The sequence below is a fragment of the Mesorhizobium sp. M0276 genome, assembly GCF_040321755.1.
Taxonomy (GTDB): Bacteria; Pseudomonadota; Alphaproteobacteria; order Rhizobiales; family Rhizobiaceae; genus Mesorhizobium.
This window is the reverse complement of record NZ_JAMYSC010000008.1, coordinates 32,040-56,422: the sequence shown is the minus strand read 5'-3', so window position 1 is coordinate 56,422 and position 24,383 is coordinate 32,040. Positions and strand designations below refer to the sequence as shown.

Genomic DNA, 24,383 nt, shown 5'->3' with positions numbered 1-24,383 from the left:
CAGCGGTGGCCATGGCCGCCAGCGCGCCGGCCGAGATTAACACGGAGGCAAGCGCCCTACCGCACGGCCGGGATGCTTCGGTGCGCAGAACTGAATGTCCATGACCTTCATTTCCATGATTTGCGCCACGAAGGGACCAGCCGCCTTTTCGAAGCTGGGTTCACATTGAACAAATAGCGCTGGTCGCGGGGCACAAGGATTGGAAGATGTTGCTGCGATGGCATCTTAAGCCGGGAATGCTTCATAACCGAGCAGCGAGGTCAGCGGAGTTGGAGCAAGTGAGGTTGGCTGATCGGCAAAGACCGCAATCTCGAACGGCTACGAACGTCACATCCGATCGATCACTACTCGATGGCGTCAGTCGTTGATAAGACCTGCGTTTTTGGAGGGAGCGGAAGTTCGCGGAACCACCATTTTCTCGACGTGGTCTGCAACAAGCCAAGCACCAATCTCTTTGGAACAGGACCCATCTAAGTGCATTTAGATGATTCTAACCGAGGAGATGGCTATGCAACGTGAAGCAACGCGACATCGTCACGTTAGGGTTGGCGATCGAGACCTCTTTGTCCGCGAGGCTGGCCGTGAGGATGCTCCGGCCGTGCTACTACCACACGGCTATCCGTGCTCCTCCTTCCAGTTTCGACGGCTTATGCCCGCATTGTCCGACCGCTGGCGCACCGTCGCCTTCGATTGGCCAGGCTTTGGATACAGCAATACGCCGGAACCGGCCGGGTTCGGGTATGATTTCGATGCTTATGCCGACGTGCTCACTGACGTGACCGATGCGCTCGGACTAGAGCACTACGCCCTCTGGCTCCATGATTATGGATCGCAGATCAGCCTTCGGCACGCCATCGCGCATCCAGACAGGATCGCGGCGCTCATTATCCAGAACGGCGACGTCTACGAGGACGTGCTTGGTCCCAAATATGCGACGATCAAGGCATGGTGGGCAGACAAGACGGACGAGAACCATCGTCCGCTTGAAGAGGCGGTGAGCGAAGAAGGATTTCGCAACGAGTTCGTCGGGGAGGTTTCGGAGGAGATCGCCAGCCGCCTTCCGCCAGACCTTTGGAAGCTTCATTGGCCACTGATGGATACGCCGGTACGTCGGGCCGTGTCGGTGGCGCTGATGGAAAAGCTTGAACAAAACCTCGAATGGTTCCCGCGCTACCAATCCTATTTGCGTGAGAACCAGCCTGCGACACTGATCATCTGGGGGCCGCAGGACGGCTATATGCCGGAAGAATCGGCTCGCGCCTATTACCGTGACCTGCCGAATGCCGAACTGCATCTCCTTAGGGATGCTGGGCACTGGCTGCTGGAGACGCATTTTGACGAAGCCCTGCCCCTCGTCCGCAACTTTCTCTCGCGCATGCTGCGCTAATCTCCGGAGCGAACGACACTTCAACAAGGAGACCGTCATGGCCACGAAGCCGACCATTGCGCGTATCTGGCGCGGCCGCACTCGTCGCGACATCGCGGACATCTACGAGCTCTACATGCGGGCAGAGGGTATTCCGCCGCTTCAGAGAGTGGCGCTCGGCGTCCAGCGTCTCCGCGAGGACCGGGACGACGAGACCTGGTTCACCACCATCTCCTATTGGCCGGACTTCGAGGCGATGTCTGCCTTCACCAAGCGCCGGCCGACCGAAGTGCATCATCTCGACCGTGATGCGGAGTTGCTGATCGAACTGCCCGAGCGCATCGAAGTCCATCGCATCTTGATCGACGACCAGAACCTGCGTTGATCGGGGCGGCATGCGCAATCTCGTGCGGTTTGGGGTCATGTCGTTGATCTGAGGCCTGACCTGGGCCGCGATCAAGTTCGGGCTCGATGCGGGCGCGCCGCCGTTCTTGTTGGCTGGATTGCGCTACCTGCTCACCGCGGCGATCCTTTTGATCGTCGTGCGGGACCTCCGGTCCGCTTTCGCGGAGGGCCGATCCGGCCGGATCATCGTTTCGGCGCTTCTGAGCATCAGATTGACCAATCCCGCGTATCTAGTTGGGTGCGCGTCAAGTTCTCGAAAAATGGCGTGGCAGTAGCTGTGACGTCGGCGTGTCCGCCGCGCAGCGTCACAACAAGGCCGATTGCTGCCAAGTTCCTAGCGTGCGCTCCCGGTTCTTGATGAACAACGAACGAAAAGAGCATGCTTCGATGTCGGATTCGGCGCGTGGTGTATAGATGGACGTGATTCTTTCCGCCAATGAGCACAGGTTCAATCAAGCCGGAATGTGATCTGCTTTTGGCGTTAGATTTCAAACTGACCCACTACCGGGCTTCAGCGGGCCCCCTTCACCTTCATCTTGAGACCGTAAACGGTTCCGGTCGCAGTGATAAAGAGCAGATCGTTATCTTTGCCACCAAAGGTCACATTTGTCGTCGTCTCGGGGACGTCGATTTGTTCGATCCTCTTTCCCATTTTATCGAATACAGCCACACCAATCTGGGTGAGATAGACGTTGCCGTTAGAATCGATGGTCATGCCGTCAGAACCGAGTTTGCAGAAGACGCGTTTGTTCGTGAGCCCGCCATCGGGCTGGATATCGTATCCATAGGTCCTACTCGCGCCGTAGTCTGCCACGTAAAGCAACTTGCCGTCGGGCGTGCCAATGATGCCGTTGGGCTTCTTCAGGTCGGTCGTGACACGCGTAACGGTCTTGCGGTCGGGCGTGACGAAGTAGACGTTTTGGCCGTCCACCCGCGTGTTGCGATCGTGATATGAATCGAAATCAGGGTCGGTAAAATAGATGCCGCCGTCCGGACGAATCCACAAGTCATTCGGGCCGTTGAACACCTTGCCGTCGAAGTTCGTCACCAGCACCGTAACCTTCTTGTCGGGCGCAATGGACCATAGTTCGCCCTTATCGGGGGCGACGGCGATGAGATTGCCGACCTTGTCGAAGTAAGTTCCATTCGCCCGTCCCGCTGGCTTGAGCCAGTCGGAGAATTTCCCGTCTGCCGCGCTCCACTTAACGATCCGATTGTTGGGGTCATCGGTGAAGAACACGTTGCCATCAATATCCGCTGCCGGACCTTCGGTGAATCCATAACCTTCGCCCAATTTTTCCAACTTCGCACCAGGCGCGACGACGGAGGAATCCGCTGCGAAGGTGGGACCTGTTGTGAGCAACAGAACGGCGAGAAATGCGCAGCTGCAGCCGAATGCTTTCATGAGCAGGAGGTTGGGCCAAAATTGGAAGTTGTCTGCGGCGTCGGCAACCAGAAATCTTGTCATTTTACGGTTCCTTCCGATAGACCAGCGTTCACGGTCCAGCGGCGCCAGCAATAGTACAGAAGTCGACTGGCTTTGGGCTCGATGCCGAACTCTTCCAAGTGGCCGCTGCAAGCGTGGTCCAAGGTTGCTCCGATGTCGATGCGTAAGAGTGATGAATCGTCGACATTGTTGGTGACGACTAGCCCTGTTGCACGTCTCATGGCCTTTCCTTCCCTTATGATATCAACGTCTCCTTTGCGGCGCGTCGCATCTTCCTCACCTGGTTTAGTCTTGAGTCTCCCTTCTGGGTGAGCGTGCTTACGGCGACTGCGACCAGCGCGGTGATGACGACGGAGATGGCCGGACGGCGTGCATCAAGGCGATAGTTGTGGGCACGCTGCTGGCGGTGTCCTGGTACCAACTTGTTCAGACGCTCAAAAGTAGAGTGGCGCCCAACGTCCCTTTCGCGTGAAAACAGGTTGTTTTCAGGCGATCCACGATGCGCGGAAGTCTAAGGGTGCCACAGATGCTATGGCATATTTCAGCATCCTCTAAGATGTGGCCGATGTAAAGTCCCTCATTCCGGCTTTTCAACCTAGAGGGTCTAGAGTCCACGATGTCTCCAGGGCTGTCGACAACGCAAGTGTCGCTGCCTACAACGCCGATCATGGTGATCCAGCTCGCGGATCTGAAGGCGCCGTGAACGAAGCCTTGAGCGGCTTGTCGAGTAAAAGAAAATGGACGAAAAGTGGAACATGCGTGTGCCGAGAAGGTGCTTAAGGTCTTCGCTGCGGTTCAGCATGGCCATTTTGCCTTGAGGGTTCAGTAAGCTGCATATGCCAGGTTGCATCTGGGTGGTATCAATAGGCGTTTCGCCCAGTCCTTGTTTCAGCGGGTAAACCCGGTGCAACTCGGTTGCGTCATTGATCATCAACCAATAAAGAGCGGATAGATCAGACAAAAGGACCAACCGATGACCAACCAAACCGATCACAGCGCTGCCGAACTAGCTGAGTTAACCGCCGACATTGTCTCAGCATATGTCAGCAACAACCCGTTGCCGGTGACCGGCTTGCCGGATGTGATAGCATCGGTTCATGCTTCGTTGGCCGGACTTGGCACGGCGGTCGCGCCTGCCGTCGAGCCGCAAACTCCTGCGGTTAATCCAAAGAAGTCGGTGACGCCGGACTTCATTATCTGCCTCGAGGACGGCAAGAAGTTCAAATCCCTGAAACGGCACCTCAGCACGGATTTCGGCCTGACGCCTGACGCCTATCGCGCTAAATGGAACTTGCCGCACGACTATCCGATGACGGCTCCGAATTACGCAGCTCAGCGCTCGCAACTTGCGAAATCCATCGGGCTTGGCCGCAAGTCTGAACCCGCCGCACCAGCCAAGAAGGCAGCTGCGAAGCGGAAAGCCAAAGCGTAGTCCGCCGCCACCTGACGCCGTTAAGACTCAGCTATGCCTTGAGGCGCGGCGGACTTGCGCGCGTCTTGCCTCGGGCGCATTGAAAGGGCATGAGCACCGAGCACGAAAGGCGACCGAGCTGATGGCCGGCAACCCGCGACTGACCGGCGCATAAGCCAAAAATGGACATGGGATTTGCGTTCCCATGGTGTTTTGACTGGAGGTTTGTTGTCGCCGAATTCGCCTGACAGATAGGACAGGTTTCGGCCGCCGGGACTAATTGTTCACCTTGTCATTTTCCCAAGGGCGCCATCAGATTGCACAATGTCGGCGAGCCGGTTCGGAGATCGCGGCCGCCGGCTTTGCAATCTGAGCAGCCAAAGAGCCCGACATGATCCCAATGCATAGCTCCGTGATCTTCGCCGTAGGGCAGCGGACAGCGGAAACGCACGCCGATGGGCTTCCAGCCAGCCAGGGTCGTCAAGGTGTTGCTAATATGCAGCAGGGACTGCATCTCTGACTGCCTCGCGCGGAACCACTTCCAATGACTTCCCGTTAGCGTCAAAATGACAACGCCAACGACGCGAGGCGACGAAGATGGAGCTAAACACCAAAACCCTTGAGATGTGCGGTCTTCTAGCCGTTCCGTTGTCAATTCTCATCACGGTACTACTAGCGGGTGCCATTCTCAGTTGAGCCAACTGGACGGTCGACTTGGATATCGGCGGGCTAAAGTCCCTGGCGGCCTCGACGCTGGATCGTCGCCGCGATCAGCTAAACTGACGGCAAAATTGCAAATAGAATGGCAGCCTGAGAAATCAGTCTTTAAATTCAGCATTTTTGGGGGTGATCCGCTGGTAGAGCTGATGTCGCCGAACTACCGTTCCGGGGCGTCGTCTGGGAGAAACGCAAAGCTCACCCAAGTTGCCCACTCGGGATTATTCCAACAGTTACTCCCGTTGAGGCCAGTTTCCGAACCCATCGTATCTCACGGGTTGCATACCGCCGATCGCGAGACGCGCCGCTTCACCAACTTGTCCGGCGAAAACCAGGCAAAGTCGCGCCCACCCCGATGTTATTTGCTGACCGGGGGATGCAGCCTTGTGTCGAGGGCAAAAGCTTCCTGAAACTTAAGCGTGTAGGAAGCTGCCGCCTCGCTCGCCACGAAGATGATGTTCCAGCTATGTGAAGAGACCGCACTTCGCATAGCCACGAAGGGATGTTTCATCAGGAGGTCATCCCCGAATGCCTGCTGACCCGCGCTCGGAATGCCGGGGCGCAGCCAGTTCGGATTGGGCACGCTTGCAGGGTCAACGACATGGACAGCCGATGCATCGCTGATGACAGCTGCCGTTAGCGTATGAGGAACTATGTCTAGGGTGCGAAAGCCCTTATGCACGGCGACTTCGAGAATGGCCGTGGCGGGATCGATCGAGCAGTACACGGCTCTTACGCCCTTGCTGTTCCAGCGGCCACCCACCCGATAGGCACCTTCGCCACTATTCCATGTCGCGGCATAGACGGCCTGGTCGAGTCGCCACGCAATGAGTTCCGTTCCTCCGAGCGCTATCGGCAGAGCCGTCACGCGTAGACGCCGTATTCAAGTCGCTCGAGATAATCTTCGACCAGTTCCACGCCGGCGGGAGTGCCCAGCAGATCGATCGGACGGCGCTGGTCGAGACCGATCGCCGGACGCTCCAACCATTGTTCAGCTTCCGCCTGCGTGCCGAGGACATCCGTCGCCTTTGCCAGGATCTCTGCGAATTTCCAAGTCCGTCCGCTCTGCTCCTGGCTAAGAGGCTTGGATGGAGTGTCTTTGCGTCGCTGCCAGGTTCGCAGGCTCATGCCAACCGCCTTTTCGAGCGATGCTGTCTTGTTGATGAAGACCAGTTGTCCGACGAGGTGGTTTAGCGCCGAGCCCGGCAGACCGAGTAGCAGCAGTTCATGCGCGTCAAGGGCACTGGTCAATCGACGCGACAATATACGAGACCCGCCGAGCAATGCCTCCACCCTTTGGAGACCACCGCCTTTCGCTTCAGTAACGACCTTGTCCGCCGTAATCGCCATAAGCACCTCCCCTGTGTCAACTGTCGCTTTAAATATGACAGTTGACGTTCGAGATTTCAAGTGCGTGCGACACTCGGATTGGCCCGCGTCAATCCCTATGAATAAATTTGGACTGGCTGGGGATGTTGCATTCACATTGCGCGTTGCACCATTTCTCAAATGCACAGGGTGCTTTAGCGGCGGGCTTGATCGGACACCCCAAACAAGCTTCCGTACAATCGCATATGCAGGCTCCGCCCCGCCGTAGGACGGCGGAATTGGGCCGCGGCGGACAACCACCAGGTGCTTTACGAAGACGACATGATCCGCATGCTTTCAGTCACAGTCGCGCCTGGCGAGACGGAGCCATCATCATCGCTGGCCGTCAATCTTCATCATCGATCGGCTGGCATGCGCGCCTCCGATGGCGAAGGCAAGGAAATCGTCTTGCCGCTTCCCGCTACCTTCGAGATGCCGCTGATCCTGAAACTGCCGGCCCAACCGGCACATGCCGATCGCAACGTCGACACAAGCCCGATTCACGGCACCCGAATCGAGCTCAAGCAAGGCTTTCCAAAATAGGCGCAACATCATCGTTGCGGGCGCCATCCACATTCGATTTCAGCACAATATCAGCACCCGTTCAGGACGCGGGGCCCTGCCGCTGCGATGCTTGCGGGACACTAACCTGAGAACGGTCATGAAAATCGCCCTTACCGAAGACCTCGTCGCCAAGATCGATCGCAAGATCGACGACGCCGGCCCGGCGCCGGGGCAGGATCACGACTACCTTGACATCCGCCGGCGGCTGCTTGCGGGCCGCCCGCGCGACGTGTGGGTGACCGTGCAGGCCATCGTCGCAGATCTTCGCTTCGAGGGTGTCCAGGATCGGGAACGAGTAAGATCCGGCCTCGAACTTGCAGGTTGGGGCGCTAGCGACACTGCTGGATAATCAGGTTCGACGCTCGACATCATCGCCGGTGCGCTGCTTGCTTTTCAGCCTGGCGAGACGCGCTGCATGACCCCGAAGTTGCGGTCGAGGATCGTCGGCGTCCACCTGCCGAAGATGGCCTTCGCAACGTATTTAGCCAGACAGATTGTTTTCCACCGGAGGAACCGTGCTCTCATTTGGCTGTTTGATAATTGAAGGGCAGTTTTTTCGGACAGGAGACCACGAGATGAAACGGCTTCTTTTCTTATTAGCCATGGTGGCTTTGTCAACGGGCCTTGCCTTTGCTCAGTCGAGCACCAGTGGATCGTCCACGACGACTACCACCACAACGATGCCGAGCACCAATGATCAAGGCACTGACTCGACCATCACCGGCGGGACCAATCCGAACTCGGCGAGGCCCTGCGCCCCCGGTCAACAGACCGGCAGCGCAAAGCAGGCCGCTCCGGGGCAACAGGATACCGCCGCCAAGACCGCTGCTCCAGGGCAGATGAAAAAGACGACGGAAGGTTGTTGATCAGCCGCTGAGCCGCGAGTCTGACTGGCCCGCGTCATCCACTGGTGACGCGGGCGGATTGTGTAAAATCTGCTCATGCCTTCGAGCTCGATACGCAAAACGGAACATGATCCGAACAGCAGAATCCTGTCTGTATGGTTTGTGGCCAGCGGCAAACGCTACGAGTTCGAGGACGTGCCGCCTGAGACCTACGCTGCATTTCGAGCCGCTTTCGCCAAGGGCCGCTACTTTAACGATCATCCGCAATCACTTCCAGTTCGTCAGGCCGACCAGGACGACGATCCTTGATGAGGTTTGCTGTTTCCGCTCTCGCAGACTTCAAATCTCCTCTGGCTCTTCGCTTTGTCGACCTCACCGGCAGCGCAAAGCAGCCCCCGCGATGCTCCGCGGCTGGATAAGGGTGAGGGACCCCATTTACCGGACGATTCGATCATCGATGCGGTCTTGCTGGTGATCTATGGCTGTCGACCACAAACAAGGCCTTCTAGCGGGCGGGCGGCATCAGACATTGCGCTGCACCCCTGAGAGTGCGAGCACACCAGGCTTCAGCCGTTCGTCCTTGCCGTAGTCATCGGCGGCCTGGAAGAATAATCGCGGAGTGTCGTTGATTTCTTCGAGCCTCTTTCCGTAAGCTTCCAGGTGGGGCCTTGCGGCCATCGTCGCCGACGCGGCCCGGCATGTAGGCGACAAAGGGTGCAGCACGTCAAAGCCTCAGTAGCGTAGCAGGCCATTGTGGATCGGCCACAGACCCGTGAGAAATGCTTACACTAGCGCGTCCGCTGGGGAGAATCGTGATCACCGTACTGGTCAGCGCGACCTCGTCACCGATCTCAAATTCCCGAGGCATACTGTGGTGCAACATGGGCTTGTGCGGTGCTTTTTCTTATTAATGCTGCAAACTGACTTGGTTGGGCGAAATCGTAGGTGAATGGTACAAAGGAGAGAGGATGGTGGGCCTGAAGCCCAGTCCGGAACTGTAGCCAATGCGCGTCGCATCTATGCTCTGGCTGCATCACTCGCGGCGGCGACCTCGTTTTGCTCAACCTTCGCCCTGATCTCCAGAAGCTTGCTGAATTTGGTTCATCACATGTTGGGGATCGATATTCTCTGCCAGTTGCGGCAGCTCGTTGTCGGCGGGGGTCGAGACATTCAGACGCGCCGTCAAAGCAGCCACCATCTCGATCAGTCGCGTGGTTTCATGCTCGTTGAGAAGGCTGATCTGCAAGTCCAGTTCCGCTCGGTGCTCGCTGTGTTCAGCCATTCTGTTCTGATTGATCAGCACGAAAGTGGACAAGAAGATTGCCTCGACGGAGGCGACCATGGCCAGGATCACAAAAGTGGGGTCCCAAGCTGGGATGGATGGTATCGCGCCAAGGTTCGCGAGAATCCAGGCTACAAGAATTGCGAGATGCAAATAGACAAAAGGCATGCTTCCCGCGAAGCGCGAAACGGCGCCAGCAACTCGCACCTGAACGCCTTGGTTCTCCTCCTGTTGTCGTCTGTGGTCGACCAGAGTCTGTATGTTCTGGCGAAGGACGGACTGCATGTCGGCGGGACGTTGATCACTCATGTTTTTTGAATGCCATTTTTGTGAAAGCGGCGCTCGTCTCCCCCCTCGACTGGTCAGGCGGTCTCGAGCTGTGGCGACCAGCCCTGCAACTTGCCACCATCGCGAACACCGCCCGCGGCGCCCTTACGAACCCTGTGGCCGAAGCCCGAAACGATCTCAAGGAGAAACCCACTGATCTCTCCATGCACGTGGTGCATCCGCTTCCGGGTCGAACAGCCGGTCCCCAGATCCGGCCACGATGCCGGTCGGCTCGGCGATATTCTTCTAGCTAGCCTTCGACAACAGGCCTGCGGCCAACATTTCGCCCAAGGCCAGGCCAGCCTCACAAGCAGCGGCAGCAGGTGTGACGGAGAGCGGTGCCGATCACCGGTAGGGCCGGGAGTGCGGCCAGCGCAAGATCGAGCCGCGGAGCCGGATAGCCGGAGAGCAGCACCACGGCCAGGGTGGAGCATGCCTGCGGGCCGGCACGAGGGCTGCCCGAGCTCCCCAGGAATGTCCAAGCACGAGATATTGCTCGATACCGTCAATGTAACTATTAGCGAACTCCCGTTGCCTCGCCAGACGGGCCTTACCGCTTCTTCACCTCCTCGACCCGCACCTTGGCACCGTTCTCCTTTGCCATGGCCAGCGCCTTATCCTTGGTGGTCTGACAACGTAGGTTCCGACCATCGCCTGTGCAATTGAAGCCCGCGCCATCTGTGAGAGCGCGGGCCGATCAGAGGACACTGATCTTCAGCAGGCGATGGAGGGCACCTGCCGCACGCACAACCCTTAGGGACTGTTAATGTTCCATCGAGACTGATTGAAAATCGACTTCCAATCGAGGTCGTCGCTTCTTCGGCGTTGTAGCTGAACCCCACGGCCATACGACCGTTTTTCCACGAGAGAAACGAAGGAGTTCGCCACCATGGACTGAACCGCGTCGAAAGAAATTGGAAGCAGGTCAAAGGCAAGGTGAAAGAACAATGGGGCAAGCTCACCGATGAAATCTCGACCGCATCGCCGGCAGCCGCGACCAGCTCGGGATGAAACTACGCCACGAAGGGCAAAGGTCCCAACCCAATAATCGAGCGGTGGCCGCCTTCACGTCAGTCGGCGTGATGGCGCGCGGCGGCTTTGTGTTGCACTGGCCTGGCGGGGACTCAAACGCATTCGGCCGGCGTTGGGAATCCAGCCACTCACAGACTCCTGCGATATTTAAGGACACATATGGTGCCATCAATTGACAGGGGTCAAATTTAATGACACAGGCAGTGTCGTGAAATTTGGAACGAGCCGCATGTCTAGTGTCCGTGCCTACAACAGCCCCGTGCGCGAGGAAAAAGCGCGTGAGACACGCGAGGCGATCCTTATCGCCCTGTTTGAACTGATGGATTCGGCGAGCGCCGCGGACGAGATCAGCACGGAAGCCATCGCGTTGAGGGCCGGAGTGCAGCGGCGGACCGTGTTTCGCCACTTCGCGACTAAGGACGATCTGTTGGCCACCTTCTGGCCTTGGCTGAATGCCCGGATAGGTGTCTCCGCGACACCTGAGAGTCTAAAAGACCTCGTCGATGGCCCACGACAAGCGTTCCCAAAGTTCGACACACACGAAGCGGCGATCCGCTCCTCGCTACACTCCCGGACCGGCCGCGAGATGCGTACAGGCACGGTGGCGAAGCGGCGTGCCAATTTCGCTCACGCACTCGCTCCCGCCATCGCCTCCCTTCCGCCCGCCGAGGCCGAGAAGATCAAGTCGCTAGTCCATCTTCTCTTCTCGGCCTCTGCCTGGGAGGTCCTGAAAGACTACGGCGGTCTCACCGGAACCGAGGCTGGCGAGACCGCATCCTGGGCAATTGAGGTGATACTGTCCGCAGTCACCTCGGGCCACTCTCCAGCGGACGTTACATCGCAAATGAAAGAGACAGGTAATGAAAATTGACGTCACCAACCCCTACGACGGCCAGACCCTCTGGGTCGTCGCCGATCGCATCCGCTTCCTGGGAGGCCTTGTGGGCTCGAACCTCGAACTCATTGAGGTCGAGGTCCCGCCGGGCTCCGGCACCCCGCCGCACAGCCACGCGTCGCCCGAACAATTTTATGTAATCGAGGGCGACCTCACGGTCCGCCACTTTGCCGAGGGCGGCCCGCCCGAGGTGACGGTCGCGAGCCCCGGAACCTCGGTGCGTATCGGTCCCAGAGAGCCGCATAATTACTCAAACGACAGCAGCCACCCGGTGCGGATGCTCGTGCTCATAGAAACTTCTATGGTCGCCTTCTTCCGCGACATCGGCACGGCCGAGCCGCAGACGCAGCCCGACTTCGCGCGGATCGGCGCGGCAATGCAGCAGCACGGGATAGAAATGCTGACAATGGCGGCCTGAGTTGCATCGCAATTTCGAGTGGTTTCGGGCTCTTGCGTCATATCCGGCAATGATGGTCCCCGAAACCATTCCTCCGACAACCGGCTGTGGTGATGGTATTTGCGCCCCTCCGAGAAAGCCATTCGCGAGGGAATCGGGCCGGCGCCAGGCACGGTGGCGACCTTGCAATGGTCCATATCCAGAGGCGGCGGCCGAGCGAGAGCTCGATCATCGCCGTGTACAACGGCCGGGCGATCAAGTGGCCGGCGATGGGGCGCTGGTTGGTTCCGCAGTCTGGATGCCGTGTGCTGCGGGCGTGGCGGCGCCCGGCGCCATCTGCCTTTCCGAGGATGCCTATCGGCAGGTCAAGGCAATGCTCGACCTCTCGGTCCGCGATCTCCACAGCACACAACTCAATAATTTCGCCTAGCCGATCGTGGTCTATTCGCTGCAAGTCGGCAGCGCCGGGACCAAGGCGATCGCTATGTCGGAACCCTCGACGAGCCGGCCGGCAGGGTCAACGCCGGCAAAGCATTCGATCGCCGTCCTGCCGTTCGCCAAAATGGCGACACCGAGCAGGGCTACTTCGCCGACGGCATCAGCGAAGACATCATGCATTCCTTGATCCGCCGCTGCATCAGACCGTTCCGCGTATCGGGTTGACGATCTGAAGTCCGGCGAAGTCCTTTTCGTTATCCGTCACGACCACGCAGTCATTCGCACTGGCGACGGCGGCGACGATCATGTCGAGCGCGCTACGCGGCCGGCCGGCCGCTTTCCCTTCTGCCATCAGTTGCGCCCAAATCAGCCCCGATTTGTCGTCGAACGATAGGATGCGGCCGGCAAACAGAGCCTGCGGCCCTTCCGAGCCAGAGAACCACTTGTCCAGTGCGTCACGTTTCTTACCGCGCGGCTTCTCCAGAATACCGCGGCGGATTTCCGCAACGGTTAGCGAAGCGATGAAGAGGTCATCGTCGTTCTGCGTTCCCATCCAGGCCAGCAGCGATTCTGAAGGCTCCTGCTTTATGGCATTGCTGATGATATTGGTATCGAGGAGGTAGCGCGTCACAGGTCGACCTTACGCCCCTCTTCTCGCGGCCGGCTGAGGTCGAGATCGGCACCAACCAGAGGCGAGCGACGCAATGCGGCGAGAATACCGCCCGTTTTCGGAGGTTCACCCGCCACGGCCTGCTGTATGGTCCGGCGAAGCCGGCCAGCTTCCGGCCCCTCCTCCGTCAACTTCCGGGCAAGGCTCCTTAGTAGATCGCGGTCGGCGTCGAGCGCCTGGATTTCAAACCGCGCGATGCCACGCGCGGTCAGGCGGGACCGATAATTGTCGATCGCTCTTTTCTGCGCACTGTTGCTCATCGCGTGCCTCCGTGCTATATCCAGATATATAGCCGTGTAGTCTTTGGAGCGCAAGGCTGGGTAGTGGGTCAGTTTGAAATTCGGCCCGACCACAACAGGCGGTTTCGCCTAGGCTCTGTCTGGAAATAGGCGGAAGCGCGGGGCCGCATGATTGCGGCAGGAATGCAAATGAAGCTGCGATTTTCGGGATTGTGTTTCGCACTATACCGGTCCTGATCAGCCTTTGCGCTTTAGAAGATCTTTTACGATTGACGCACTTCGGCTGCCCTGACTCTTATTCTTTTATATGGTTCTACGCGATCGGCCATTACATTTCTAAATTTGCTCGCTTTATGCTTCGTTCCCAGCGGCGACCCTAAATTTCATGGCTCATCGCCGGCAGTTACCAACCGTAGCTGAAGGTGGCACCGCCACCGGCATTGCCGTTCTGTGCGACGTTGGCGTCGGTAGTCCTTCCGAACTGGAAAATGCCGTAAGCGTTGTCATTGCCATTCTGCTGCAGGGTGGCGGAATGGCCATTACCCTCCTGCTGGATGATGCCCAGATTGCCGCGACCATTCTGGCCGATGCCAGCTGCGTTTCCGTGTCCTGACTGACGGATGCTTGCACCATGCAGGCCGCGATACAGCGAATAGAAGCGCAGTCCAGTCGCCAGGGCGCCAGCGTCGCGAACGTTGCCGGGGGCAAATGTCACCGAAACCCAGCCGCCCGCGTAAGCCGGTGCGGACAGCGCCGCCTGGCCGATGCTGCCGGCAACGAGAACGGCGGCAAGAGTTTTCAATGTATTGCGGGTCATCTTGGTCTCCATTTTCCGGCTGCCCCAGCCTGTGGCCAACCTTCTCATCTGGTGGCTGAACCCTGCCGGAATCCTTCGTTCAGCTGTCGTTCATTCACTCCCGGCCTGACGCACATAGGAAAAGGGCGCCGATTGCCGACGCCCTTTTCGTAAACTGGCGATCCGATCAGGTCGCGCCGCCGAGCCGCTCGGCACAGCTGATGCTCTTGCCATCGATCGTGAGCTCGAGCCTGGCGTCATAGACGCCGCCTTTCGCGTCGAGCGTGACAGCGCCGAGCGTAGCTGGCTTGCCGGGCGCTGTGCTGAAGGCGCCATCCTGCTCGATGTTGGTGCTGCCGGTGCGAGCGGCACTTTCAACATGGAAGGAATAGGTGCCGCTGACGCTTTTGTCGGCATGGGCGAGCGCCTCCAGCGAGACCATGCCGCCTTCCTGGGTAGCCCGGATCTCGCAGCGCACCGGACCGAGCGACTGGCCGGCGGTGGCCATGGTCGCCAAAGCGCCGGCCGGGATCAGAACCAGGGCGAATGCGGTCATGACGCTACGGGGAAGTTTGACGATGCTTGGCATGGTTCGTCTCCTTGGCGTTGGTTGGCGCAGCCGCTGACTCTTTCCGCGGCCGCCCAGCCGGTACTGCTTATGGGCAGGCCTGAACGAAAGCCGCGACATTGCCGCTGCCGCCCTGGCTGACATTGGCATTGCAGCCGCGGCCAACCTGCACGCCGGCAGCAATGTTGCCGTTGCCGTCCTGGGTCAGGATGGTGGTGTGATTGGAGCCGAACTGGGCGACGCCGGCGGCGTTGCGATTGCCATTTTGATAGGTGGCGCCGTAATTGCCGATCCCCTGCTGGCCAATGGCCGACAGGTTATGGCGGCCGCGCTGCTGGCCGATTGCCGTGTTGAAGCGGCCGTCCTGGTAAACCCGGATACGGTTCTTGAAGCCGTTCTGGGCGCCACCAGCCGAATTGGACCAGCCATACTGCTCGATGCTCACGTCGTTGGCCATGGCCGGGGCAGCGACGGCAATGCCGATAAGAGCGGCGAGCGCGGTTGCGGTGAAAGAATTGCGGATCATGAGAGCGTCTCCTTTGGCGGACGGGACCGCGAGTTTGAACGGCTTCGTTTTAGGAGATGCAATTCGAACCGATGCTGAAGACGGCGTTCAGCCGTGGTTCAGGAGGAGCAGCGCGGGAGGCCGCCTAGCCGGCGTCTGACTCGTTGCGGACGCGGCGATCGCCGGCGGTGCTGGTTGTGACAGGGGTCACTCATCGTCCGGGCGAAGACCTGTTCTTCGGCAATACCGCCGGCGCTGTTCTGGCGGCCAGCAACTGCCCGGTCGTGCTTTTGGCCGACGAGCGCATCAAGCGCGGCACCACCGACCGGTTCCGAACGATGTCAATTCAATCTGAACGAGTTCCTAATGCGCCCTTCACTCCTACAATCTACCTCCCGGATCGGCTTCGGCACGTTGCGGGGTGCCAGCAACCAACCGGCCCCATCGTCGGCGATCAGCTGTCTTTCACAGCGCCTCACAGGCTACTACCCAAACTCAGCGAGCTCGTCGACGGCTTCTTGGATGCCATGCGCAGCCGCCCGCTGGAGCCAAAGGCGGCCAGCCAGCGGATTGCGCTCTCCGCCGAGGCCCTTGGAGAGAAATCGGCCAAGCATCAGTTGGGCGTGTCCATGCCCACATTCGGCGGCGGCGGCGAACCATTTCTGGGCTGCCGTCTGGTCGATCGGCAGGCCCACGCCGGAGCTGTGCAGCGCGCCAAGCGCAAACATTGCCCCGGCATGTCCGTCGGCGGCGGCCCGCTCGAACAGCTGGATTGCAGCTTTTGACGACTGCACGCCTCCGTGCCCGTTGAGCAGCATCTCGGCAAGTGCCACTTGCGCGTCGAGTACGCCGCCGTCGGCTGCCTCGGCAAACCAGACGCGGGACTGCTCCGCGTCGGCCGCCACGCCGCGCCCATCCTGGAGGATTCGCGCATACATGTATTGGGCCTCGGCCACGCCGTCAGCAGCGCGCCTCAGCCATTGAGCCGCCTGACCTTCGTCTTGCACCACGCCAACGCCCTTGGCGAAGCAGAGCCCGAGATTGAAGGCGGCGATGAGGTCTCCCGATGACGCGGCTGCCTCGAACCATTCCGCTATGCGTATAGGATCGTCCGGCTCGCCGGCTCCTCCGAGAACAAGATTGGCGAGGTCGACTTGTGCTCCCTGGTTCCCGCTGTTTGCGGCAACGCGAAGCCAGCGCGTCCCCTCTTTGTCATCCTTGGCAACGCCGTTGCCTGTCAGGTACAAAGAGGCGATAGCGCGAGCGGCGGACTGGTGACCCGCCTCCGCGGCCCGTCGATACCAGTTTGCGGCCTCTGCAAAATCCGGCGGCCGGCGCTTCACGTACCGATCACCGAGGAGATACGCCGCCTCGATGTTGCCCCCCAGCGCGGAACGCCGCATCCACACCTCCCCGGCCGTAGGATCCTGATCCACGAGGCTGCCGTCGATCAGCGCCAACCCCATCCGGAATTGCGCCGAGGGAAGGCCTTTCTCCGCAGCTGCTAGGTACAGCCGAGCGGCGGCACCGCGGTCGGCTGTAACACCAAGGCCGTGCTCGGTAAGGATAGCGAGAAGATAGGTTGCGGTCAGCAACCCGGCGTCAGCAGCGTGCCGAACCTCGTCGGCAACCCTGGCTCGCTCCGTCGGCCCCCCCCGCCGTGCCAGCGAAAGCGCAAAACCGAGGCATCCTTCGGCACAGCCGGCCGCGGCCGACCGCTCATACCAGCGGTGCGCCGCATCCGGGTCGCGCATCGATTCGGGACCACTGGTAAGGATGTAGCCGAGGACTGCCTGGCCGGTTGCTGAGCCTGACTCGGCGGCTTTCGTGGCAAGGTCGAATGCTGTCACGAAGTCCGGCTCACCGGAAAGGTCCTGCTCGAACAGGCGTTCCGATTCCGAGCGCTGGCCGTCACCTTCCGCTGTCGCAAGGCCGCTCACGCAAAGTGCGGCGAGGAGCGCCTGCGCATCGGCATTGCCGTGACTCGCGGCGCGCCTCAGCCAGTGCGTCCCCTCTACGCGACTCGGCGGCACTCCCGATCCCTCGAGATAGCAACGCGCGACCCGATACTCCGCGTCGACGATCCCCGCGCGTGCGGCGATCGCCATGAGCGGAAAGGCCTTTGCGGGCTTGCCGCAGTCAGAGAGCTTAATCGCCCGCCGCAATGTTGCCGTCGGGTTGGCGAAAACAGTCAGCCGATCCAGAATTGTCATATTGGTCCGAGCCCTCGATTCCCCCACCTCGGTCGCCTACTGCGTTACCGCCTACGGCTCGCGCATTGCTTCCTGGCCGATCGGAAGCATCACGCCGAGCATGTATTTGAGCACTGTGCGCTGGCCCACTTTCACGTCGGCGGTCACGGGCATTCCAGGGCTTACGTTGACACCGGCGCCTACCCCGTGCAGCGCGATCTGATCGATGGAAATCCGCGTCCGATAGAACAGCTCGGAGTCCGAGGGCAACATGGCCAGGGAACTGTTTGGGTCGCGGGCTTGCTCCTGCGCCGAAAAGGAATCGGGGCTGAGCGTCCGCACTGTGCCGTGTGCGAGGCCATATTGCGAATAGGGGAAAGTGTCGAACTTGATGACCACGGGATCGCCGATATGAACGAAGCCGCTGCTGCGACCCACGATGTTTGTCTCGATCTCGAGCGGCGCGTCAGCTGGCACCAGCGTAATCAACCGCTCGCCCGACTGCAGGACCGAGCCAACCGAGACTTTCGCTACCGACTGGACGATGGCATCTGCTTCACTTTTCAGCTCCACCAACTGCTTGCGCAGCTTTGCCTTGTTGAGGAGTTCGCGGGCGTCGGACACCCGCGAACTCGCCTCCGACAGGCCCTGTGACACTTCCGCTCGCCAGCCTTGGACGTAGCCGTCGCGCTCGGCAGCCACCGCCGCCTGCTGGCGTCTGGCAGCTTCTGCTGTCTGTTCTGCATTGCCGAGCGCCCGCGACATTTCCGCCGAATTGTCCTCGGCAAGAAGCGTATTGAGGCGGCTCCCGACCTGTCTTTCTTCCAGTTGCTTGCGCATTAGTTGTATCGAGGCCGCGACGGAGAGCCGCTGCCGGTAGCCGACGGCGTCCGATTGAGCACGCGAGATCACCGAACTGAGTTCATCGCCTTGCCGGTCGAAATTCTCCAGCTTGGCGTCATAGACTGCCTTGCGGCGCTCGAAGATGGAGGCCTGCAGGGTCCAGGCTGGATCAAGACCGTCATAATTGAAGGCCTTGCCGTCGGTCTCGGCCTTCAGACGTGCCACTTCGGCCTCAAGCGTCGAGACCTGCATCGCTAGCGCCTGGAGATCCGCTGAGGCAAAGGTCGCATCGAGGCGGGCAAGCAATTGACCGGCTCGCACATGCTGCCCTTCGCGCACGTCGATCGAGCGCACGATCGCTGTCTCCAATGGTTGCACGACGATGTTGGGCGATTGTGAGACCACGAGCCCTCTGGTCGTCACCACCTGGTCGACCGGGATCAGTCCTGCCAAGGCGATCAACGCGAACACCAAGCTCGAAATAGTCCAGACAATGCCGCGTGCCGCTCGCGGAATGGGCGCGTTGGCTACCGCCGTCGACGGCCACTGGAACTCGAGAATGGCCGGTGTCGTCGGATCGCTCGTTTTCGTCCGACGCCAGCGGGCGGGACGGATGGTGAGGGAGGTGCTACTCATGGCTTATTAGATCCGAAGTGTATGTCGTCTTTGGTGAACCGGACCATTCAGTCCCACCCATTCCAGCCTCAGGCATGCGCCCAAGCGCTCTAGAGCCGAAGGAACGGATCACCGTTTTGCCGGCACCCGTCGCGAAAAGCACAAATCGATCGACGCGCAACATCGTCAAACCAACCGCGGTGGTACGGCTACCGGGCGGCCGTGATGGCCGTCGAGGTGCCGGTTCTGCTGCGCCCAAAGTTGACGATAGAGCGCACATCGTTCGAGCAGGGTCGCGTGGGAAGCAACGTCGAGGACCTTGCCCTGCTCCATCACCAGGATCTGGTCGCACTCCGTAAGCGAGGAAAGCCGATGCGAAACGATGATCATCGTGCGCCCGCTGGCGATGCGCATGAGGTTGGCGCTGACCACTGCCTCACTCTCCGGGTCGAGTGCGCTGGTCGCTTCGTCGAGGATGAGGACGGTCGGATTGTGGATGAGCGCGCGCGCGATCGCCAGCCGCTGCTTTTGACCACCCGACAAGTTGGGCGATCCTTCCTCAATGTAAGTGTCGTAGCCATTCGGCATTCGTTCGATAAATTCTTCGGCGCCGGCCAGATGCGCGGCACGCATGGCGTCGGAAAGCGTCAGGCCTGCGCGCCCTGCGATGATGTTGTCGCGGATCGACCCGCGGAACAGGAAATTGTCCTGGAGGACCACGCCGAGCCCCTGGCGAAGGTGACGCAGGTTGATTTCCTTGAGGTCGACGCCGTCGAGTTTGAGGAACCCGCTATAGTCGCGGTTGATCCCCTGCAGCAGGCGGGCGATCGTCGATTTTCCCGACCCGCTCCGCCCGACAATGCCGAACATGGACCCGGCCGGAATGTTGAAGCTGACTCGGTCGAGCGCCGGCGTCTTGGTGGCGATATAGCTGAAGGTCAGGTCGCTGAACGTGACCTCGCCGACCAGCTTGGGTCTGAGGCCGACGGAATTCGAACTGGTCTCCAGCGGTCGGTTGAGGACCGACGCCGCCTCGCCGATCGCCGCGCCGACCTCCTCGTAATCTTCGACTAGCCGCGCCAGCCCAACCAGCGGCTGAGCGACGCGTTGGGAGATCATCATGAAGGCGAACAGGCCGCCGACCATATAGCCAGAACTGTCGTTCATCGCGAGATAGGCGCCGATCAGCATGGTACCGAGCACCATCACCCGTTCGATTGGGGTAACTAGAGTCTGCGGCCAGCTGGCGAACTGACCGAAGGCGAGACGCGCCCTTCCCGCTTCCGCTACTTGCTCGTCCCAAAGAGCCTTGCGTTGCGGCTCGAGCCCTAGCGCCTTCACCGTCTTGATGCCGACGACAGTTTCGCCGAGCGCCGCTGACTTGCACGTCTCGGCGTGGATCACCCGCTGGTATCTCCGGCGCAGTGGCCTAAGGAAGGCGAGGATGATCAGCATGATCATACCCGCGCAAGTTACCACGATCCAGGCGAGCTTGGCATTGATGTAGAACATCACCGGTACCAGCACGCAGAGCGTGATCATATCGAGGAACGTAGTGAGGAGTTTGCCGGTCAGGAACTCGCGGATCCGATAGACCTGGGCGAGATGGTACATCGTCTCGCCGGCCGGATGACGCTCGAAATAGTCGAGCGGCAAACGCAGGAGCCGGCTGAAGACGTGCAGCTGCAGCTTTGTGTCCAGACGGGCTCCAACCACGTTGATAATGAGTCGCCGCGCATGGCCGAGCAAAGTCTCGTAAGCGAAGACGACGGCGATTATGGCCGACAAGAGCAATAGCGTCGAAACGCTGTTGAACTGTAGCACCTTGTTGACCACCGTCATAACGATGAGCGGCGGCAGGATCGTAAGGATGCTGAGCGTGAACGAGGCGATGGCGACATCGCGCAGCGGCCGGCTTTCGAGCCGCACCAGGTCGACGAGCCAGCGAAGGGTGAAAGGCGCATCCGCCGCAATATAGGATCTCGCCTGTCGCAGCAGCACCGCCTCTCCCGTCCACACCTGCGACAGCCGCAGCTCGTCGATTGCGGTGGATTCACCGTCGTCAGGTGTGTCCGCGCTTCTGAGGAAGACTATGTTCCGCTCGGCACTCGCCCCGGTAAGGAGCCCCGCGCCGCCATCGGTGAACAACAGAACGACCGGTCCGCTGTCCTGAAACCGCAAGAGGTGAGACCAGCGAACGCGGACAGCGCGAGACCACATCCCACCGTTGCGCGCCCATTCAGACAAGTCGGCAGCGGTTGGAAACGGGCTTGCGTTCGCTGCCCTGAATTCATTTGGGTCGAGCTCGACCCCGTGATAGCGGGCGACCCGCAGCATCGCCTTGAAGCGCGGCCCGACTTGATCAAACTCAGCGGGACCACCGGGAATCCGTCTCGCTTCGCTATAGCCGCCAGCGTTGCCGGTGGTGTCGGCTTCGATGGCGGCGCGGATCGGGACCGGCTGGATTTCGGCATTCAGAGGGATGTTCACCATGGACTTCCCTTCCGGCACCCAGGCATTTCAACAATGCCCCAGGCGGACTGTCCCCGCCGGCTTCCCCGGGGGTGCTGATTGCACCCTGAGCCGGTCGGTGACACGAGCCTGGTGCCCGTTCGGAAATGGCGGACGCGCAGGCCTTGCTTCCCCGCAAAGCCCGCGCGTCCGCTTCTCAGCCCTGGTCCGGCTTCTATCGTCGTCTGTCCGGTCACCATTCCTGCTCACTCATGCGGCTTCAGAATATCCTTCAGAGCCTTCTTCACTGTGTCGTCGGTGTTGGCGTAGCCGGCGCCGTGCTTGGTCTGGTCCGAGATCAGGTCGGTGCTCGCACCCACAGGCTTGTGCTGGTCCTGACCTCCCTTGATCGTGTTCAGAACATTCAGGAGGTCGGTCGACACCGTGCTCGCCGCCAGGCCGATGAGCTGGCGGAACGACGCATGGCTGACAGGATCACTGTCTGTCGAGCCGGATTGCAGGAACTGCGTCGTGTCCTTGAGCCCGAGCGTACTGGCCGAGACCTTAGCATTGTGACCGTCAGGCGAGCCATCGGCGTCCGTGCCATCATTGGGATGTCCTTTCCCCGGATTACTGCTGTCGTTGTGGTCAGGATCGTTGCCGCCACCGTTGTTGCCATGGTGGTGGTCACCTGTCTCACCGCCCGGGCCGGTCGCTCCGGTCGCACCGGTCGCTCCGGCTGAACCGGTCGCTCCGGTCGAACCGGTCGCACCAGTCGAGCCAGTCGCACCTGTCGAGCCCGTTGCACCGGTCGAGCCCGTTGCGCCGGTCGAGCCTGTTGCTCCGGTTGCTCCCGTCGAGCCTGTTGCTCCGGTTGCTCCCGTCGAGCCAGTCGATCCGGTTGCTCCGGTCGAACCGGTTGCACCAGTCGAGCCTGTCGAACCAGTCGAGCCGGTTGCTCCAGTCGAGCCGGTCGCTCCGGTCGCTCCGGTCGAGCCAGTTGCTCCAGTCGCTCCAGTCGAACCGGTCGCACCAGTCGAGCCCGTTGCGCCTGTTGCTCCGGTTGCTCCGGTCGAGCCGGTTGCTCCGGTCGAGCCGGTTGCTCCAGTCGAGCCGGTTGCGCCGGTCGAGCCCGTTGCACCGGTCGAGCCCGTCGCACCTGTCGAACCAGTCGCGCCGGTCGAGCCAGTTGCTCCGGTCGAGCCGGTTGCTCCAGTCGAGCCGGTTGCGCCGGTCGAGCCCGTTGCACCGGTCGAGCCGGTCGAGCCCGTTGCACCGGTCGAGCCCGTCGCACCTGTCGAACCAGTCGCGCCGGTCGAGCCGGTCGCTCCGGTCGAGCCCGTCGCACCTGTCGAACCAGTCGCGCCGGTCGAGCCGGTCGCTCCGGTCGAGCCCGTTGCACCGGTCGAGCCGGTTGCTCCAGTCGAGCCAGTTGCTCCGGTGGAACCAGTCGAGCCGGTTGCTCCGGTCGAGCCCGTTGCACCGGTCGAGCCGGTTGCGCCAGTTGCTCCAGTCGAGCCCGTCGCACCAGTTGCACCGGTCGAGCCCGTCGCACCAGTTGCACCGGTCGAGCCCGTCGCACCTGTCGAACCAGTCGCGCCGGTCGAGCCGGTCGCTCCGGTCGCACCAGTTGCACCGGTCGAGCCCGTCGCACCTGTCGAACCAGTCGCGCCGGTCGAGCCGGTCGCTCCGGTCGAACCAGTCGAGCCGGTTGCTCCGGTCGAGCCGGTTGCTCCGGTCGAGCCGGTTGCGCCGGTCGAGCCCGTCGCACCTGTCGAACCAGTCGCTCCCGTCGCACCTGTCGAACCAGTCGCACCGGTCGAGCCGGTCGCTCCGGTCGAGCCGGTCGCACCGGTAGAGCCAGTTGCACCGGTCGAGCCGGTTGCTCCGGTCGAGCCAGTTGCACCGGTCGAGCCGGTTGCGCCGGTCGCTCCTGTCGAGCCGGTTGCTCCAGTCGAGCCGGTTGCTCCAGTCGAGCCGGTTGCTCCGGTCGAGCCGGTTGCTCCTGTCGAGCCGGTTGCGCCGGTCCAGCCGGTCGCTCCTGTCGAGCCGGTTGCTCCTGTCGAGCCGGTTGCTCCTGTCGAGCCGGTCGCTCCAGTCGAGCCGGTTGCACCGGTCGAGCCGGTTGCGCCGGTCGAGCCGGTTGCTCCGGTCGAGCCGGTCGCTCCGGTCGAGCCGGTCGCTCCGGTAGAGCCAGTTGCACCAGTCGAGCCCGTTGCGCCGGTAGACCCGGTCGCTCCGGTCGAACCCGTTGCACCGGTCGAGCCGGTCGCGCCGGTAGACCCGGTCGCTCCGGTAGAGCCAGTTGCGCCGGTAGACCCGGTCGCTCCGGTCGAACCGGTTGCACCGGTCGAGCCGGTCGCTCCGGTCGAGCCGGTCGCTCCGGTAGAGCCAGTTGCGCCCGTAGACCCGGTTGCACCGGTCGATCCGGTTGCGCCGGTAGAGCCAGTCGCGCCGGTCGAGCCGGTCGCTCCGGTCGAACCGGTTGCGCCTGTCGCACCCGTCGAGCCAGTCGCACCCGTTGAGCCAGTGGAGCCACTTGCTCCGGTCGCGCCTGTGGCCCCGGTTCCGCCACTCGCGCCGGTAGAACCGGTCGCTCCTGTTGCACCTGTAGCGCCGGTCGCACCCGTGGCCCCGGTCCCGCCGCTCACACCGGTCGCTCCTGTTGCACCTGTGGCTCCGGTCGAGCCAGTTGCGCCGGTCGCACCTGTTGCACCAGTCGCACCTGTGGCACCGGTCGCGCCCGTGGGGCCCGTTGGACCCGGGGGACCGGCACTCGCGACGGTTATAGAGCCCGCAGCAAAATGATCGCCATCATTGCCCGACCCGCCGGGGCTATTGATAGGCGTGGTCGTGAAACTATAAGTCTGCGGATCAGTGGCAGGATTAGCGGCAGTGAGTGTACCGTATAAGTGGAATCCGGCGTCGTAAATGAGATAGTCGTGAGTAATGTCTGGAACAGTTACTGATATCGTAAATGTAGGAACCGAATTGTTTGACGCTGACGGAA

The 24,383-nt window shown here is 61.0% G+C and carries 26 protein-coding genes and 1 pseudogene; 12 read left to right on the top strand and 15 right to left on the bottom strand.

The genetic code is table 11. The annotated features are described in order from the left end of the window. Positions 1 to 502 precede the first annotated feature (502 nt). Positions 503 to 1,387 (top strand): alpha/beta fold hydrolase, encoded by an 885-nt coding sequence (locus tag NKJ01_RS08515; RefSeq protein ID WP_502904097.1) that lies wholly within the window; start codon positions 503 to 505, stop codon positions 1,385 to 1,387. Positions 1,388 to 1,424: 37 nt separating this feature from the next. Then, complete coding sequence (locus NKJ01_RS08510; protein ID WP_352727441.1) at positions 1,425 to 1,751, top strand: hypothetical protein; 327 nt, start codon at positions 1,425 to 1,427, stop codon at positions 1,749 to 1,751. A 531-nt stretch (positions 1,752 to 2,282) separates the two neighbouring features. Here the strand turns inward: NKJ01_RS08510 and NKJ01_RS08505 are convergent. Beyond that, positions 2,283 to 3,239, bottom strand: coding sequence for an SMP-30/gluconolactonase/LRE family protein (locus NKJ01_RS08505; RefSeq protein ID WP_352727439.1), 957 nt, complete (start codon positions 3,237 to 3,239; stop codon positions 2,283 to 2,285). Between the two features lie 952 nt (positions 3,240 to 4,191). On the opposite strand from NKJ01_RS08505, the gene NKJ01_RS08500 reads away from it, so the two are divergent. After that, a complete protein-coding gene (locus NKJ01_RS08500; RefSeq protein ID WP_352727437.1) occupies positions 4,192 to 4,650 on the top strand; it encodes a Ros/MucR family transcriptional regulator in 459 nt (152 codons plus the stop codon). A gap of 1,054 nt (positions 4,651 to 5,704) precedes the next feature. Here the strand turns inward: NKJ01_RS08500 and NKJ01_RS08495 are convergent. Beyond that, on the bottom strand, positions 5,705 to 6,214 hold the full coding sequence (locus tag NKJ01_RS08495; protein WP_352727435.1) for an RES family NAD+ phosphorylase: 510 nt from the start codon (positions 6,212 to 6,214) through the stop codon (positions 5,705 to 5,707). Continuing rightward, a complete protein-coding gene (gene parS, locus NKJ01_RS08490; protein WP_352727433.1) occupies positions 6,211 to 6,696 on the bottom strand; it encodes a type II RES/Xre toxin-antitoxin system antitoxin in 486 nt (161 codons plus the stop codon). Before parS ends, NKJ01_RS08495 begins: the two co-directional genes overlap by 4 nt. 282 nt (positions 6,697 to 6,978) lie before the next feature. On the opposite strand from parS, the gene NKJ01_RS08485 reads away from it, so the two are divergent. The 4 genes from NKJ01_RS08485 to NKJ01_RS08470 all read left to right on the top strand — a co-directional run bounded on the left by NKJ01_RS08485 (position 6,979) and on the right by NKJ01_RS08470 (position 8,432). Then, on the top strand, positions 6,979 to 7,257 hold the full coding sequence (locus tag NKJ01_RS08485; protein WP_352727431.1) for a hypothetical protein: 279 nt from the start codon (positions 6,979 to 6,981) through the stop codon (positions 7,255 to 7,257). Between the two features lie 118 nt (positions 7,258 to 7,375). Next, positions 7,376 to 7,627: a hypothetical protein gene (locus NKJ01_RS08480; protein WP_352727429.1), complete on the top strand. Its 252-nt coding sequence runs from the start codon at positions 7,376 to 7,378 to the stop codon at positions 7,625 to 7,627. 226 nt (positions 7,628 to 7,853) lie between these two features. Next, the gene (locus NKJ01_RS08475; RefSeq protein ID WP_352727427.1) at positions 7,854 to 8,144 is read left to right on the top strand and encodes a hypothetical protein; all 291 of its coding nucleotides are present in this window, start codon (positions 7,854 to 7,856) and stop codon (positions 8,142 to 8,144) included. 75 nt (positions 8,145 to 8,219) lie between these two features. Then, on the top strand, positions 8,220 to 8,432 hold the full coding sequence (locus NKJ01_RS08470) for a KTSC domain-containing protein (protein ID WP_352727425.1): 213 nt from the start codon (positions 8,220 to 8,222) through the stop codon (positions 8,430 to 8,432). Positions 8,433 to 8,645: 213 nt separating this feature from the next. Here NKJ01_RS08470 and NKJ01_RS08465 read toward each other — a convergent pair whose 3' ends face one another. Continuing rightward, a complete protein-coding gene (locus NKJ01_RS08465) occupies positions 8,646 to 8,801 on the bottom strand; it encodes a hypothetical protein (protein ID WP_352727423.1) in 156 nt (51 codons plus the stop codon). 382 nt (positions 8,802 to 9,183) lie between these two features. After that, on the bottom strand, positions 9,184 to 9,714 hold the full coding sequence (locus tag NKJ01_RS08460) for a DUF1003 domain-containing protein (protein ID WP_352727421.1): 531 nt from the start codon (positions 9,712 to 9,714) through the stop codon (positions 9,184 to 9,186). A gap of 912 nt (positions 9,715 to 10,626) precedes the next feature. Between NKJ01_RS08460 and NKJ01_RS08455 the strand changes: the two are divergent. From NKJ01_RS08455 to NKJ01_RS36435, 4 genes and pseudogenes are all read left to right on the top strand, one after another. Then, positions 10,627 to 10,751, top strand: a pseudogene (locus tag NKJ01_RS08455) (CsbD family protein); the annotation flags it as partial. 242 nt (positions 10,752 to 10,993) lie between these two features. Next, positions 10,994 to 11,635 (top strand): TetR/AcrR family transcriptional regulator, encoded by a 642-nt coding sequence (locus NKJ01_RS08450; RefSeq protein ID WP_352486049.1) that lies wholly within the window; start codon positions 10,994 to 10,996, stop codon positions 11,633 to 11,635. Next, entirely contained in the window at positions 11,625 to 12,077 is a 453-nt protein-coding gene (locus tag NKJ01_RS08445) for a cupin domain-containing protein (RefSeq protein ID WP_352727420.1), read from the top strand. The genes NKJ01_RS08450 and NKJ01_RS08445 overlap by 11 nt, the downstream gene beginning before the upstream one ends. Positions 12,078 to 12,315: 238 nt before the next feature. After that, positions 12,316 to 12,486 (top strand): hypothetical protein, encoded by a 171-nt coding sequence (locus tag NKJ01_RS36435; protein WP_502905863.1) that lies wholly within the window; start codon positions 12,316 to 12,318, stop codon positions 12,484 to 12,486. Positions 12,487 to 12,497: 11 nt separating this feature from the next. Here NKJ01_RS36435 and NKJ01_RS36430 read toward each other — a convergent pair whose 3' ends face one another. The 10 genes from NKJ01_RS36430 to NKJ01_RS08395 all read right to left on the bottom strand — a co-directional run bounded on the left by NKJ01_RS36430 (position 12,498) and on the right by NKJ01_RS08395 (position 21,816). Next, positions 12,498 to 12,674: a hypothetical protein gene (locus tag NKJ01_RS36430; RefSeq protein ID WP_502905868.1), complete on the bottom strand. Its 177-nt coding sequence runs from the start codon at positions 12,672 to 12,674 to the stop codon at positions 12,498 to 12,500. A gap of 19 nt (positions 12,675 to 12,693) precedes the next feature. Further along, the gene (locus tag NKJ01_RS08435; protein ID WP_023758519.1) at positions 12,694 to 13,125 is read right to left on the bottom strand and encodes a PIN domain-containing protein; all 432 of its coding nucleotides are present in this window, start codon (positions 13,123 to 13,125) and stop codon (positions 12,694 to 12,696) included. After that, positions 13,122 to 13,424: a hypothetical protein gene (locus tag NKJ01_RS08430; protein WP_352727418.1), complete on the bottom strand. Its 303-nt coding sequence runs from the start codon at positions 13,422 to 13,424 to the stop codon at positions 13,122 to 13,124. Before NKJ01_RS08430 ends, NKJ01_RS08435 begins: the two co-directional genes overlap by 4 nt. 382 nt (positions 13,425 to 13,806) lie before the next feature. Next, on the bottom strand, positions 13,807 to 14,220 hold the full coding sequence (locus NKJ01_RS08425; RefSeq protein WP_352727416.1) for a curlin: 414 nt from the start codon (positions 14,218 to 14,220) through the stop codon (positions 13,807 to 13,809). A gap of 166 nt (positions 14,221 to 14,386) precedes the next feature. Next, the gene (gene csgH, locus NKJ01_RS08420) at positions 14,387 to 14,788 is read right to left on the bottom strand and encodes a curli-like amyloid fiber formation chaperone CsgH (protein ID WP_352727414.1); all 402 of its coding nucleotides are present in this window, start codon (positions 14,786 to 14,788) and stop codon (positions 14,387 to 14,389) included. Positions 14,789 to 14,855: 67 nt separating this feature from the next. Further along, the gene (locus tag NKJ01_RS08415) at positions 14,856 to 15,293 is read right to left on the bottom strand and encodes a curlin (protein WP_352727412.1); all 438 of its coding nucleotides are present in this window, start codon (positions 15,291 to 15,293) and stop codon (positions 14,856 to 14,858) included. Between the two features lie 464 nt (positions 15,294 to 15,757). Continuing rightward, complete coding sequence (locus NKJ01_RS08410; protein ID WP_352727410.1) at positions 15,758 to 17,485, bottom strand: SEL1-like repeat protein; 1,728 nt, start codon at positions 17,483 to 17,485, stop codon at positions 15,758 to 15,760. A 51-nt stretch (positions 17,486 to 17,536) separates the two neighbouring features. Continuing rightward, positions 17,537 to 18,943: an HlyD family type I secretion periplasmic adaptor subunit gene (locus NKJ01_RS08405; RefSeq protein WP_352727408.1), complete on the bottom strand. Its 1,407-nt coding sequence runs from the start codon at positions 18,941 to 18,943 to the stop codon at positions 17,537 to 17,539. 165 nt (positions 18,944 to 19,108) lie between these two features. After that, positions 19,109 to 21,415, bottom strand: a complete 2,307-nt coding sequence (locus NKJ01_RS08400) for a peptidase domain-containing ABC transporter (protein ID WP_352727406.1) — start codon at positions 21,413 to 21,415, stop codon at positions 19,109 to 19,111. A gap of 224 nt (positions 21,416 to 21,639) precedes the next feature. Next, entirely contained in the window at positions 21,640 to 21,816 is a 177-nt protein-coding gene (locus NKJ01_RS08395; protein ID WP_352727518.1) for a hypothetical protein, read from the bottom strand. A gap of 214 nt (positions 21,817 to 22,030) precedes the next feature. Between NKJ01_RS08395 and NKJ01_RS08390 the strand changes: the two genes are divergently transcribed. Then, on the top strand, positions 22,031 to 24,181 hold the full coding sequence (locus NKJ01_RS08390) for a DUF4573 domain-containing protein (RefSeq protein WP_352727404.1): 2,151 nt from the start codon (positions 22,031 to 22,033) through the stop codon (positions 24,179 to 24,181). The last annotated feature ends 202 nt before the right edge of the window (positions 24,182 to 24,383 follow it).

Excerpts from the sequence above, each read along its gene's own strand:
- csgH (WP_352727414.1), bottom strand. The coding sequence starts at position 14,788 with ATGCCAAGCATCGTCAAACTTCCCCGTAGCGTCATGACCGCATTCGCC.
- NKJ01_RS36430 (WP_502905868.1), bottom strand. The coding sequence starts at position 12,674 with ATGCATGATGTCTTCGCTGATGCCGTCGGCGAAGTAGCCCTGCTCGGT.
- NKJ01_RS08510 (WP_352727441.1), top strand. The coding sequence starts at position 1,425 with ATGGCCACGAAGCCGACCATTGCGCGTATCTGGCGCGGCCGCACTCGT.
- parS (WP_352727433.1), bottom strand. The coding sequence starts at position 6,696 with ATGGCGATTACGGCGGACAAGGTCGTTACTGAAGCGAAAGGCGGTGGT.
- NKJ01_RS08475 (WP_352727427.1), top strand. The coding sequence starts at position 7,854 with ATGAAACGGCTTCTTTTCTTATTAGCCATGGTGGCTTTGTCAACGGGC.
- NKJ01_RS08425 (WP_352727416.1), bottom strand. The coding sequence starts at position 14,220 with ATGACCCGCAATACATTGAAAACTCTTGCCGCCGTTCTCGTTGCCGGC.
- NKJ01_RS08445 (WP_352727420.1), top strand. The coding sequence starts at position 11,625 with ATGAAAATTGACGTCACCAACCCCTACGACGGCCAGACCCTCTGGGTC.
- NKJ01_RS08400 (WP_352727406.1), bottom strand. The coding sequence starts at position 21,415 with ATGGTGAACATCCCTCTGAATGCCGAAATCCAGCCGGTCCCGATCCGC.
- NKJ01_RS08430 (WP_352727418.1), bottom strand. The coding sequence starts at position 13,424 with ATGAGCAACAGTGCGCAGAAAAGAGCGATCGACAATTATCGGTCCCGC.
- NKJ01_RS08515 (WP_502904097.1), top strand. The coding sequence starts at position 503 with ATGGCTATGCAACGTGAAGCAACGCGACATCGTCACGTTAGGGTTGGC.
- NKJ01_RS08500 (WP_352727437.1), top strand. The coding sequence starts at position 4,192 with ATGACCAACCAAACCGATCACAGCGCTGCCGAACTAGCTGAGTTAACC.
- NKJ01_RS08505 (WP_352727439.1), bottom strand. The coding sequence starts at position 3,239 with ATGACAAGATTTCTGGTTGCCGACGCCGCAGACAACTTCCAATTTTGG.
- NKJ01_RS08470 (WP_352727425.1), top strand. The coding sequence starts at position 8,220 with ATGCCTTCGAGCTCGATACGCAAAACGGAACATGATCCGAACAGCAGA.
- NKJ01_RS08410 (WP_352727410.1), bottom strand. The coding sequence starts at position 17,485 with ATGACAATTCTGGATCGGCTGACTGTTTTCGCCAACCCGACGGCAACA.
- NKJ01_RS08480 (WP_352727429.1), top strand. The coding sequence starts at position 7,376 with ATGAAAATCGCCCTTACCGAAGACCTCGTCGCCAAGATCGATCGCAAG.
- NKJ01_RS08460 (WP_352727421.1), bottom strand. The coding sequence starts at position 9,714 with ATGAGTGATCAACGTCCCGCCGACATGCAGTCCGTCCTTCGCCAGAAC.
- NKJ01_RS08450 (WP_352486049.1), top strand. The coding sequence starts at position 10,994 with ATGTCTAGTGTCCGTGCCTACAACAGCCCCGTGCGCGAGGAAAAAGCG.
- NKJ01_RS08405 (WP_352727408.1), bottom strand. The coding sequence starts at position 18,943 with ATGAGTAGCACCTCCCTCACCATCCGTCCCGCCCGCTGGCGTCGGACG.
- NKJ01_RS08465 (WP_352727423.1), bottom strand. The coding sequence starts at position 8,801 with ATGGCCGCAAGGCCCCACCTGGAAGCTTACGGAAAGAGGCTCGAAGAA.
- NKJ01_RS08415 (WP_352727412.1), bottom strand. The coding sequence starts at position 15,293 with ATGATCCGCAATTCTTTCACCGCAACCGCGCTCGCCGCTCTTATCGGC.